Source organism: Psychrobacter sp. H29, assembly GCF_059073055.1.
Genome location: NZ_JCACRY010000001.1, coordinates 841621 through 854712, shown reverse-complemented (window position 1 = coordinate 854712; position 13092 = coordinate 841621). Strand labels below are relative to the sequence as shown.

9 protein-coding genes are annotated in these 13092 nt (G+C 45.7%); 3 read left to right on the top strand and 6 right to left on the bottom strand.

Annotation, left to right across the window (positions count from 1 at the left end; genetic code table 11):
- Positions 1 to 88: 88 nt before the first annotated feature.
- The gene (locus tag AC5JP1_RS03440) at positions 89 to 874 is read left to right on the top strand and encodes a transglutaminase family protein (protein WP_493843128.1); all 786 of its coding nucleotides are present in this window, start codon (positions 89 to 91) and stop codon (positions 872 to 874) included.
- Positions 875 to 915: 41 nt separating this feature from the next.
- Positions 916 to 1656, top strand: a complete 741-nt coding sequence (locus AC5JP1_RS03435) for a proteasome-type protease (RefSeq protein WP_319051692.1) — start codon at positions 916 to 918, stop codon at positions 1654 to 1656.
- Between the two features lie 61 nt (positions 1657 to 1717).
- Here AC5JP1_RS03435 and uvrA read toward each other — a convergent pair whose 3' ends face one another.
- From uvrA to yghU, 5 genes are all read right to left on the bottom strand, one after another.
- Positions 1718 to 4285: an excinuclease ABC subunit UvrA gene (gene uvrA, locus AC5JP1_RS03430; RefSeq protein WP_493843127.1), complete on the bottom strand. Its 2568-nt coding sequence runs from the start codon at positions 4283 to 4285 to the stop codon at positions 1718 to 1720.
- 243 nt (positions 4286 to 4528) lie between these two features.
- Positions 4529 to 5773 (bottom strand): DUF819 family protein, encoded by a 1245-nt coding sequence (locus AC5JP1_RS03425; protein WP_493843126.1) that lies wholly within the window; start codon positions 5771 to 5773, stop codon positions 4529 to 4531.
- A gap of 268 nt (positions 5774 to 6041) precedes the next feature.
- Positions 6042 to 7712 (bottom strand): DEAD/DEAH box helicase CsdA, encoded by a 1671-nt coding sequence (csdA, locus tag AC5JP1_RS03420; RefSeq protein WP_493843125.1) that lies wholly within the window; start codon positions 7710 to 7712, stop codon positions 6042 to 6044.
- A gap of 569 nt (positions 7713 to 8281) precedes the next feature.
- On the bottom strand, positions 8282 to 9559 hold the full coding sequence (locus AC5JP1_RS03415) for a DUF1176 domain-containing protein (protein ID WP_493843124.1): 1278 nt from the start codon (positions 9557 to 9559) through the stop codon (positions 8282 to 8284).
- A 230-nt stretch (positions 9560 to 9789) separates the two neighbouring features.
- Positions 9790 to 10629, bottom strand: coding sequence for a glutathione-dependent disulfide-bond oxidoreductase (yghU, locus tag AC5JP1_RS03410; protein WP_493843123.1), 840 nt, complete (start codon positions 10627 to 10629; stop codon positions 9790 to 9792).
- A gap of 372 nt (positions 10630 to 11001) precedes the next feature.
- On the opposite strand from yghU, the gene AC5JP1_RS03405 reads away from it, so the two are divergent.
- Positions 11002 to 12378 (top strand): DHA2 family efflux MFS transporter permease subunit, encoded by a 1377-nt coding sequence (locus tag AC5JP1_RS03405; RefSeq protein WP_493843122.1) that lies wholly within the window; start codon positions 11002 to 11004, stop codon positions 12376 to 12378.
- A 193-nt stretch (positions 12379 to 12571) separates the two neighbouring features.
- On the opposite strand, the gene bfr is transcribed toward AC5JP1_RS03405, so the two are convergent.
- Complete coding sequence (bfr, locus tag AC5JP1_RS03400; RefSeq protein WP_443526441.1) at positions 12572 to 13054, bottom strand: bacterioferritin; 483 nt, start codon at positions 13052 to 13054, stop codon at positions 12572 to 12574.
- Between the last annotated feature and the right edge of the window lie 38 nt (positions 13055 to 13092).

Here is a 13092-nt window from a genome sequence, read left to right as displayed (position 1 = left end):
TAGAGGTGTCTAGCCAAAATCAATAATAACGGCCTATTTAGACATATGAAATAAACAAAAAATAGAAAGATGCTATAAGGAAAATGCCATGAAACTTCAAATCAGTCATCAAACCAACTATTATTACGATGACCTAGCGCAGCGTAGTGTACAGTATATACGCATGACACCCATGCAGATGCCGCACCAGACCATCCATAAATGGAATGTCATGCTTCCTAAAGTGGCAACCAGCCAAAAGGACGGGTTCGGTAATGATTGGCTCACGCTCAGTCGTAACGAGGCACATAACAACTTACAGATGCAAGCATCTGGTGTCGTTGAGATCAACACCGAAACCGAACGCTTGGAGGACATGGATCATGTCCCCTACCTGCTATTTACGGTACAAACCCCGCTGACTAAATGCTCACAAGAGATGCGCGAATTTGCAGCGCCGTATCTAAAAACGCCTACCCATGACAGCCTAAAGTCGATGGCAAATGCACTTATCATGAAAATGCCTTTTGTCAAAGACGTCACGCATGTGGGCACAACTGCTGCAGAGTCTTTTGCGATTGGTGCAGGTGTATGCCAAGACCATACGCATGTATTTTTGAGTGTCCTACGAGATCAACAGATTCCAGCGCGCTATGTGTCTGGTTATCTGTATGACCATACCGAAAATCATATGGCGAGTCACGCATGGGCTGAGGTGTGGCTGGATGGTTACTGGTATACTTTTGATATCTCAAATCAGGCATTTACGCCGAACTCACACGTATATGTGGCTATTGGACGAGATTATCTAGATACGGCACCTGTACGCGGCGTGCGCATGGGCGGCGGCTACGAAAATCTTTACAGTCTTGTACTGGTCACAAAGCTATCATAGCGTTTGCTATTATTATTACGTTTATTTATTGAGGATACCTTATGACCTATTGTGCTGCCATTCGTCTAAAAGACGGTATGGTTTTTGCCAGTGACACGCGCACTAATGCTGGTGTTGATCACATATCGACATTTAGAAAACTGTATCAATACGGAATTGAAGGCGAGCGCTTCATGGTGCTGCAGACTGCTGGTAGCTTAGCGACATCGCAAGCGGTATTCAACAAACTACAAAACGACATTGATCAGCGTCTTGAGAGTAATCTTAATACGGTCGCCACTTTGTTTGATGCTGCGCAAATGGTTGGTGAATGTATGCGTGAAAAAATGAACTATGCCAAATCAGTCGCTAATTCTAGTCGCGATGGTGCTTTTACCAGCTCATTTATGCTTGGTGGTCAAATCAAAGGTCAGCCACCTGAGCTATACCTGATTTATCCTGAAGGCAATTGCATCAAAGCCACAGAAGACACGCCATTTTTTCAGTTGGGTGAAAGCAAGTATGGTAAACCTATTTTGGATCGTTCTGTCAGCTACGACACGGATGTGAGACATGCAGCGCGCGCCTTGATGCTCTCATTCGACTCAACCATCCAATCAAACTTGTCAGTAGGTATGCCTATAGATTTTGTGCTTTATGACAATGACAGTTTAACCTTACCAGTAGGCCGCCGTATCGATGAGAATGATGAATACTTTAATACGATTCGTCATCAATGGTCAGAGGCGCTACGTCGCACTTTGGTTGAACTGCCTAAATGTCCTGATGGTTATTGGGGGTAGTGTTTTCTACTAGGGCGTGCCCTTAAACCCAATTTAAAGACCAGTCGTCATATCCATAAAATCACACCATCAAAAACGGTGCGGTACGACTGTCTTTTGATTGGGCTACTTCTTCTGGTGTCCCTTGAGCGACAATCAGCCCGCCTGCATCACCAGCCCCCGGTCCAATATCAATCATCCAGTCGCTATTGCTAGCCACCTGCATATCATGCTCAACCATGATGACTGTGTTGCCTGCATCGACGAGACCATTTAACTGAGTCATCAGCATGGACACATCAGCAGGATGTAGTCCTGTGGTTGGCTCATCTAGTATATAAAGGGTATCACCTCGCTGGGTGCGTTGCAGCTCGGTAGCAAGTTTAATTCGCTGGGCTTCACCGCCTGATAGCTCAGTAGCCGGCTGACCTAAGCGTAAATATCCAAGCCCAACCTGTAGCAACGCATCTAGGGCACGCAGTATAGGCGCTTCATCAGCAAAAAACTCATGAGCCGCCTCAACGGTTAGATTCAGCACCTCAGCGATGTTTTTGTCTCGATACGTGACAGCAAGCGTCTCGTCATCATAGCGCTGTCCATGACAGACTTGGCAAGGCGCATAGACGCTTGGTAGAAATAATAGCTCCACACTAACAAACCCTAAACCTTCACAGTTTGGGCAGCGTCCTTTGGTCGTATTAAACGAAAACCTGCCAGCATCATAGCCGCATGCTTTTGCTTGCTCGGTTGCGGCAAATAACTTGCGTACGTTATCGAACAGCCCTGTATAGGTTGCTAGGTTCGAGCGCGGCGTCCGTCCGATCGCTTTTTGATTGATGTTGATAAGACGGCGTATATGCTCCATGCCAGCAACAATCTCTCCGCCGGTTACCGACTCAAGCTCTTGTTCAAGAAAATCAGCCTCACCTACTGGCGCCTCTGTAATTGTTTTTTGTCCCAGTGCTTCATTGATAAGATCAACCAGCGCTTGGCTGACGAGGCTTGATTTGCCCGATCCTGATACCCCTGTGACGCTCGTCATCACCCCAAGCGGAAACTCAACGTCTAAATCTGCTATGTTGTTTCGCTCGATACTTGCAAGCTTAAGCCATGCTGAGGGTTGCCTTGTATTAGATTTTGATTGAGCATTAGATGTTTTATCGGCAAAGAGGTATCGACCCGTATGCGACTGCGTGACGTCGCGTAGCCCCTCTACCGGACCACTATAAACGATCTCGCCGCCGCGCGTACCCGCCTTTGGCCCAACATCAACCACCCAATCAGCATGTCTGATGACACTGACATCATGCTCAACAACAAACACGGAGTTACCTGCGGCAATCAGCTCATCTAACGCGCAAAGTAGTGCTTGTGTGTCGGCAGGATGTAGACCAGCAGAAGGTTCATCAAGCACATAAACCACCCCGAACAGCTGCGAGCGTATCTGGGTCGCCAGTCGTAGTCGTTGTAGCTCACCAGGAGAAAGTGTCGGAGTGGTACGTTCAAGCGAGAGATAACCCAGGCCAAGTCTCGTCAGTGCTTCAACGCGAGAGAGTATATCGCTGGCAATACGCTGAGCGACAATAGCCTTCTCGCGGTTTGGGGTGTCATCAGCGACTTTGGTACGCGCAGTTTTCTCTAGTTTTTTTGCCATATCTGTAAGCGTGAGCTGTGAGAGCTCACCGATATCAAGACCTGCAAATTTGACTGATAACGATTCTTTTTTTAGTTTTTTGCCGTGGCACTCTGGGCACTCAGATATCTGCATGAACTGCGAGACACGTTTTTTGGTACGCGGGCTTTGGGTGGTAGCAAAAGAGTGCAAAATGAAGTTTTTGGCACTGGTAAACGTACCCATGTAGTTTGGCTTTTCGCCCTTTTCAATCGCCTCGCGTGTTTGCTCAATATTGTATTCAGGATAGACAGGCACTGTTGGTGTCTCATCCGTAAACAAAATCCAATCGCGTGTTTTTTGGGGGAGTGTGTGCCAAGGCTTATCAATATCATAGCCTAGTGTGGTCAATATACGGCTAAGATTTTGTCCTTGCCAGGCTGGTGGCCACGCCGCAATCGCACGTTCACGTATAGTCTTGGTGTTATCTGGAACCAATAATTCTTCGGTAACTTCGAACACACGGCCGATACCTGAGCAGGTCGGACAAGCCCCATCTGGCGTATTGGGCGAGAATGCATCGGCATATAATATTGCTTGGTCTGCTGGATAGTCCCCTGCACGCGAGTACAACATGCGCAAACCATTTGATATCGTCGTCACACTACCCACAGAAGAGCGTACAGAAGGTGTCCCTCGCTGCTGCTGCAAGGCGACTGCTGGCGGTAGCCCTTCTATAGCGTCGACATCTGGTTCATCAACCTGATCAATCAGGCGTCTGGCATAAGGTGACACCGAGTCAAGGTAACGACGTTGTGACTCGGCAAACAATGTACCAAATGCCAATGATGATTTTCCTGAGCCTGATATACCAGTAAAGACCACCAACGCGTTACGCGGTAAATCAACATCAATATTTTTTAGATTATGAACGCGTGCACCTCTAACCTGAATATTTTCTTGATCAGGGTTGTATAGAGCATTTTTCACTGCGCTAGTCTTATTGACCGTCTTTTCTATTTCTTTTGGGTTGACCATAATGCTATTTTCCTATTTAGTCGTATTGATTCCTGACATGTTTAGTTGTCTGTATTCTTAGTTATCTGTATTTAATTACCAGAAATACTAACACGTACCCATGCAAGGCCATGGCTGGGCTTACGTATCAATAGCATAGATAGACAAAACAATAACTCAAGCTCTCCAGTATTTAGTAATAAAAAACCCACATTAATGCGGGTTTTATTTAGTACTAAAGTTAGGATAACAGTGACTTGTAGGTTAAGACACGACCAACCGCATCAACTGGGTACTGATATAACCGCCAAATGTCCCGACGGCATAACCTAAAATACCCAAGAAGACACCAACGGGTGCAAGCGACGGATGAAACGCAGTTGCAACAATAGGCGCTGACGATGCACCACCCGTATTGGCATTAGAACCCACTGCTAAGAAGAAAAACGGTGCCCGAATGAGTCTAGCCACAGCAAAGATAATCACGACATGGATGCTCATCCATAGTAGGCCGATGAGCAATAATCGCCACTGAGAGACGATACCGGCCAGATTGATTTGCATACCGATCGCAGCGATCAGTACAAAAATAAATACCGTCCCTACTTTGGATGCGCCCACATGGTCAAGGCGACGAATTTTGGTGAACGAAAATACCACCCCTATCAAGGTGATAATGACAACCATCCAAAAAAATGAACTGGCAAAGCTATATTGTACTGCCCATTTGTATGGCGCAAAGAAGGCAGCAATTTGTCCACCAACAAAGTGTGCGACCCCAACCATGGCAAAACATAAGCCAAACATCACCATCAAATCGTTGATAGTCGCTGGGCGGGCATGATCGCGCTCATAGCTCTCGACAGCTTTAATGACTTTATCGATACTACTGGTATCTGCCCTTAAGAATCGATCAATCTTGGCACTATGCTTTGCCATGACCAAAATAGCGAGTAGCCACAATGAGGCGTTGGTAGCATCGACCAAAATCATCATACCAAACAAATCATCACTGACCCCAAACAGCTCCTTCATGGCCGCTTGGTTAGCAGCACCGCCTATCCAACTGCCAGCCACTGCAGAAAACCCACGCCATAACGTATCGTCAGTGAACATGGCAGGTGACACCCACTTAGCAATCCCTAAGCTGATAGGTCCACTGATAACAATAGCGACACTGGCGGCAAAGAACATGGCAATGGCCTTCCAGCCTAAGCCCAATATTTTGGGTACATCCATAGATAGCGTCATCAGTAACAAGCTGGCTGGCAACAGATAAGTGGCGGTAAACCCATAAATTTGCGCGCCAACCCCATCAGCGAATACCCCTAAGCTGTTTAGGGTTGCTGGGATAAAGCAGCAGAGCACAATACCAGGCAATACTGCATAAAACCGACGCCAAAACTTACCTGGCAAGCCCTGAGTATAAAAAACCAGACCAATGATGGCCATGATAATACCAAAGGCCAATGGCAAGTTATCGATTGCTAGATTTGAGGTGGCAGGCATCAACGTGCTCCAAGACAGACAACAGACAAAAGTAAATCAGTATAGACAAGGCAAAAAACTCGCGCAAGCAGCCATCAATGATTAATTTGCTGAATGCTCTTTGATTGAAATAGCAAAACCACAGTAGCCAAAACACTCACTAAGTACTTAAAAGTATGGCAAGACCACATAAAAAACAGACACGCACAAAAAAGCCAGATAACAAGTATCTGGCCTTTTATTACTATATATAAGCGATCAATGATATCAATCGCTCAATATAACAGTACTACGAGTTGTTACCACGGTTGCCGCCGTTAGAGCGACCTTGGCCACGGCTGTCAGAACGACCCGCTGGACGACCTTGGCTACCGCTTGGACGACCGCGACCTGTTGCAGCGCGCTCACCACGTGGAACACCATTGCTATCGCCACGGCTAGGACCACCAGTACGCTTGCCTTGATACGGCTTGCCACCTGAACGCTCATTTGGCTTGCCAGATGAGTCACGTGGCTTACCTTGATAACCGCTGTCGTTACTAGCACGTTGGCCAGTTGAGGCACTATCGCTTGAACGACCACGGCCTTGACCACCGCCACTAGATTTACCAGCATAGCCACCGCTTGAACGACCACGACCTTGACCACCACCGCCGTTAGAACGACCACGGCCGCGGCCACGACCTTTACCTTTGTTTTCGCTAGGTACGTACGTTTTCTTAGGCTCCATACCTTCGATAACACATACTTCCATCTTACGATCTAAGTAACGGTTGATGGCATTTAGCTGTGGACGATCATCCATGCTACATAAGCTGATGGCGACACCAGTACGGCCAGCACGACCACAACGACCGATACGATGGACGTAATCTTCTGTCTGACGTGGTAAATCATAGTTGATGACATGCGAGATGGCTGGCACGTCTAGGCCACGAGCAGCAACATCAGTCGCTACTAGGATTTTGCATTTACCATTACGTAAGTCTTGAACAATACGGTTACGCTTGCTTTGTGGCAAGTCACCATGTAGGAAGCTTGCTTTATGACCGGCTTCTTGTAGCTGTTTTGCCAGTTTTTCAGTACTGCGTTTAGTAGCAGCAAAGATAATGATTTGTTCCATATCTTTATGGCAAACAATCTTATCAAGCAATTTATTTTTGTGTTCAAAATCATCACAGTAGTACACTTTTTCTTCGATGTGTGCAGATTCTACTTTGATAGAAACACGCTCAGGGTTCTTAGTGAAGCTAGCCGCGATTTTACCTACTGGGCCATCCCAAGTCGCTGAACACATGATGGTTTGACGATCTGTTGGCGCTGCACGAAGGATGTCACTGATATCATCAGCAAAACCCATGTCTAGCATGCGATCTGCTTCATCAAGTACCAATACTTCTAGGTTTGATAGATCAACACGGCCTGCATTGATATGGTCAAGTAGACGACCAGGGGTTGCCACGATAACTTGAACGCCTTTTTTCAAAGCAGTGATCTGACCGTTGTATGGTGCGCCGCCAACTAGTGGCACACAGAACAAACCGCGCATGTCTTTAGAGTATGTACGTACGCTATCGTGTACCTGCTGAGCAAGCTCACGCGTTGGCGTTAGGATAAGTGCTTTAGTTAGCTTGTCAAAGCTAGTCGCACGGCTCAAGCGATCGAGTACAGGAATAACGAATGCGGCTGTTTTACCACTACCCGTTTGCGCTGATAATAGAAGGTCACGACCTGCTAATGCAAAAGGAATGGCTTGTTCTTGAATAGGGGTTGGATTGGTATATCCACTGCGATCAAGCGCAGTAAGAATTGGCTTAGCAATGCCAAGATCGGTAAAGGTGACTTTGTTTTCTTCAGTGGCGTCAGTAGCAGCCGCTTCAGTATTTGTAGTAGTGTTTGGCGTGTCAGTGCTTTCGATGATACCGTTTTCAGCGGCAATTGTAGATAAGATGTCAGTCATAAGAATCCTTGGTAAGTATAAGCTGCTGTAAATTCAGCAAACTTGATGCATACCACTGATAACCGTTCACCACGCTGCTCTTATTAACTGACGACCGAGCAATATAAAATTGTCGATAGTTAGAAACCAAGCCAATAGAGCTTAGCGTCTTTATAATAAATGCGTTCGTGCTGTCTGACGTATTTTGGTGGTAGTGCCGAGTGTCTTATCCTTGCTTGATATACGCTCATTATCGATGCTTTGTCCAAAGCAGATAAAGGCAAACAGCAACCAATCTAGACCCTATTTATGGGGCAGTAGATAAGATATGAGTCAAAAATAACGGATATTGTCATAAAAAGGTTATTTAAGTACACAAAATCATCGGCAACAATTACTTATGGTCATCCTAGACCCAAAATCGCAGGCGATGTTATCAATCTCATAATTCACGATAGCCTGAGCTAACGTGGCGACGCAGTATAGCACAATAAAAAATTATATGTACCTATTTCTTCAGATACCGAGTAAATAGGCTTTATATCATCAATATTGAGACTATTAAATAGTTGATGTCATACGATATATGACTATCTGACGACTTTGACATCAGTGACATAGGTCGGTAGCTGCCAAGCACCGCCCGCGTCGATAAGTCGGCAAAGTCCAGTGGTGCTCTCGTGACTTTTCTCAAACGCGCGTCCTGTCCATACCCAGTCGACTTTGCTCATACAGTCGCCGATACCGCGTCCTTTTTGTACTGAGCTCAGCTTACCTTTGTCGTAGCTTGTGGCACTGGTCGTCACCAATGTCGGTTTATATGGTTTGCTGTCATTGAGGACCCATGCACCGCCACCTGCGTTATAAGCGGCTGTCCAGCAATCATGCTGTGCCAGCAATTGTGAACCATTCAAACGACTGACACGCCAAGGAGACTTGTCCGATAGATTTGGGCAGTCGCCATCTACATCCTTCATTGTGCTCTTCATTAATGACGCTAATTGAGAAGATTTCATGACAAATTTTTTGTCATTACTCGAATCAGCTTTACCACTTGGCTCTACAAAACGTAATACTGGTACCGCTCTAGGGGGTAGTACGCTGCTATTCGACTTCGCTGTGCCATCACTAGTGATAAAAGCGCTTGGCGTGCCTACTCGTCCTTGGACATCATCAGCTTTTAGCATGACCGCACTAGCGCCTTTGTCTGAAAGCTCCCAGCGTGAGTTACGCAGCGTCAATGTGATCTTACTCGATCTCTGCAGTGCATTGATGAGCGCTGTCACCTGTGCTTGAGTGAGCTCAGCGTTACCTGCCGCTGTAGAGTATGGCTTGGTTTCACCGTAATTTCTGTCATTGATAGATAGGGATATTCGATGACGGTTACCCAACTGCATTAAAGCTTTAGAAGAGCTGTCTCTTGCGCCGCCAAGTTTTACCTTGCCATCCACACCGGCATCTGCCCCTGCACGGCGTGTCAACAATATAGATACGGGAAACTCGCTGTTATTTTCTGCTTGATACCCTGCCAGCCGGCAAGTGCGGGTATTGTCACAGACCACTTGCCAGTCTTGACTGGTAAATTCGGTGTGTGCATGTGACACACTCGCTGTACTGAACAATGCAGCCCCGATAGCGGCAATCATGGGTAAGCGCATTTTGTTTTTTGTGCGAAAGACAGAGGCGTTTTTTATTATTTTAGCATCAGACTCCAAATGCCCGTCACTATCCACGTTATGAGCATCACAATTTCGTCCCTTTACATCCATGCGGTGATCAACCTCATTATCATCACTCAAGCCATTGACGCCCAAATGATCAGAACAGCTCAGCAGTGATCCTGTGTTCGTGTTGTTATAGTCCTTCATAGTCATTACCCATCAATCGAATAAGTATAAACACCTGTCCATTACGACAATAAACCGCTATCTTAACGTACCAATGTTTCTATCTGTTATTCTAATGTAGCATTATGTAAGCATAAAATAAAGTGCACCTCTGTCCCTATATCCATAAACCAACATTAAAGCAAAAAAGGCTGATAAGTGAACCACTTATCAGCCTTGCTATGATGCTTATACAGCCTACAACGTCTAGGTTAGTTGATTGGCTTTAGCTCCAATGCTATCGCACGTTTGACGGCAGGGCGCTCAGCAATGGCATGAGCCCAGCGCTGTACATGTTTATAGTCTTGTACTTGTAAAAACTCTGCCGCATCGTAGAGCTTACCGAGTACCAACTGTCCATACCATGCCCACACGATCATATCCGCTATATTGTAGTCAGCCTCGTCATTGCCACATAGGTATAGGTTGTCTTTTAGATGAGTATCCAATACATCAAGCTGACGCTTAGTCTCCATTGTATAGCGGTTGATTGGGTACTCTAATGGCTCTGGTGCATAGGCATAGAAGTGTCCAAAACCGCCACCTAAGAAAGGCGCACTACCCATTTGCCACATAATCCAAGATAGGCAATCTGCTCGCGCTTTGCCTGGTGATAAAGGCAAGAATTTGTCAAACTTTTCTGCTAAGTACATCAAGATAGCACCTGACTCAAAAAGTGCGATAGGCTCGCCTGCGGTATCTGCAGAATGGTCAACCAAGGCTGGAATTTTTGAATTGGGATTTATTTCCACAAAACCAGAGCCAAACTGTTCACCTTGAGAGATATCAATTTTATATGCATCGTACTCAGCGCCACTAATACCAGCTTCAGCCAGCTCCTCTAATAATATATTTACTTTGACACCATTGGGTGTGTTTAGGGAGTATAGTTGTAGCGGCGCATCCCCTATCGGTAGCTCTTTGTCATAGCGTGCTCCAGATGTTGGGCGATTGATGCTGGCAAACTTACCGCCATTATCTTTATCTTGTGTCCAGACTTTAGGTGGTACATATTTGTCATTGTGTACATTGTCGGTTGCTTCAGTACTCATAAAATATCCTTAGTGATGACTATTCGTTATTATTCAGCTTGTATTTGCTCTTATTGTTTGGCGACTGTCTTCTTAGTCACTCGATAATACCACTGGCTGGCAAGACTTTACTATAACGACAACCTCTACTGACATTAAAGTCCTATCTTGTAATCAATGTTGCGATTCCATGCCTGTAATGACGTTAGGCGATTAATAGATACCGTATGGAAAATGCTATAGCTCGCCACATAGTCTATCAGCAAGTTCCGTTACCTTGAGTCACTTTTATTATCATTCAGGCTTTCTTATACTACTCAGCTTGTATGGCGCACTCTGATCGCAAACCTACGATCTTTCCTACTTCATAATCAGACCCCTAATGGGATTGACATGCTAACGCTTACCCCGACACAAGATAAATATCTACCCTATGTACTGGCGGTAGCGCTGTTTATGCAAATTTTAGACGCCACTATCTTGAATACCTCATTACCGCAAATGGCGCAAGCATTGGGTGAGTCTCCCTTAAAGATGCAGTGGGCAGTCATCAGTTACGCACTGACATTAGCGATTTTTATTCCTATCAGCGGGTTCTTGGCAGATAAATATGGCACCCGTCGTGTGTTCTTATCAGCGATTGTGATCTTCTGTATTGGCTCAGTACTGTGCGCCGCCTCGCCTACCCTAGATTTTTTGATTGGTTCACGGGTGATACAAGGTATTGGCGGTGCGATGATGACGCCCGTTGCTCGTTTGATATTGGTGAAGTCATACCCACGCAATAAGCTGCTCACCGTCATGAACTTTGCGGTCATACCAGCGTTGGTCGCGCCCTTGGTAGGGCCGGTACTGGGCGGCTATATCGTGCAGTATGCCAGCTGGCATTGGATATTTTTGATTAACATACCAATGGGGATAGCAGGGTTTATCATGGGCAAAAAACTGGTGCCTGCTTTATTTGAAGATACCAAGCGTCTGGATTGGACAGGGTTCTTACTGTTTGCCGCTGCCGCTTGTGGGTTTACGCTTGCCGTCGAGTTTGGCTCACATACAGGGCGCGGACTTTATGGCTTATTATTTGGTTTGGGCGCGAGTTTATTGATGGGCGCCTATGTTTGGCATGCCAAGCGACGATCAACGCCTCTATTCCCCTTGAGTTTATTTGATATTCGTACCTTTCGTATTGGAATTACTGGCAATCTATTCACTCGCCTTGGTATCAGTGCTGTGCCGTTTTTGCTACCGCTACTGCTACAGGTGGTGTTTGAATATTCACCCTCGCAGGCAGGGTGGTTGCTCGCCCCCATTGCTGTTGGCGCTATCGGTATCAAGCCTTGGGTTAGCAAAATTATCCAGCGTTTTAGCTATCGCAAGGTTCTGGTATACAACACTTTATTTATGGGCTCTCTCATCATTGTATTGGCGCAGTTTAATGATGCCTCGCAGTGGTTGTGGTTTATACCCATACTAACCATAATGGGCGCTTGTAACTCAATGCAGTTCAGTGCAATGAACACCATTACAATCGGTGATTTGCAAGGAGCGCAGACCAGTAGCGGGAATAGCTTGATGGCGGTCAATCAGCAGTTGGCTATTAGCTTCGGCATTGCTTTTGGGGCAGCGGTACTAAATATCCTGCGTGAGCGCTTGCAAATGGATACGCTAGTCGCCTTCCAAACCACCTACTGGATATTAGGGATCTTGACGATACTATCAGGGTTATACTTTTTGCGCCTAAAACCTGAAGACGGTCGCGGCTTATATTGAATATTGACGATAACGGTTCTAAAAATACACATCGTTAAAGGTCGTTAAAAGACAATGCTGTCAAAAATCATGTCATAGATGACATCATTACTTTTAGAGGCAAAGCGTACACACATAAAAAAGCCAGCGTATCACTGGCTCAAAACCAATAGTACGCTGGCAAGTTCATATTATGCTTATCTATAATAATGACCTAAGGCGCGTCATCATCGTTGATCTGTGATTGGATATAGCGCTCTGCACCAATACTCTCAATCAGATCTTCTTGGGTCTCTAACCAGTCCTGATATTCCTCATTACCATCTTTCAAAGTGACTAATAGTTGACGAGAGACATAATCAGACTTTGTCTCGCATAGAGTGATGGCATCAGTAATAATACTAAATTTCTGTTTCTCTAAACGTAGATTGCAATCGATGACCTCTGGCACATCTTCACCAACCAACACTTTACCCAGTTCTTGTAAGTTTGGCAGGCCACCTAATAGTAAAATACGCGCAATCAAATCATCTGACCACTTCATCTCAGCAATAGATTGCTTATAGAGTGAATCGTTAAGCGCCTCTAATCCCCAGTGACGAGCGATACGCGCGTGCAAAAAATACTGATTGATTGCAATCAACGACTGCCCAAGCACTTTGTTTAGTGCGCGAATAACTTCTTTATCCCCTCTCATTACCTCTCTCCCTTTCATATTTATACTAAATGCTATGG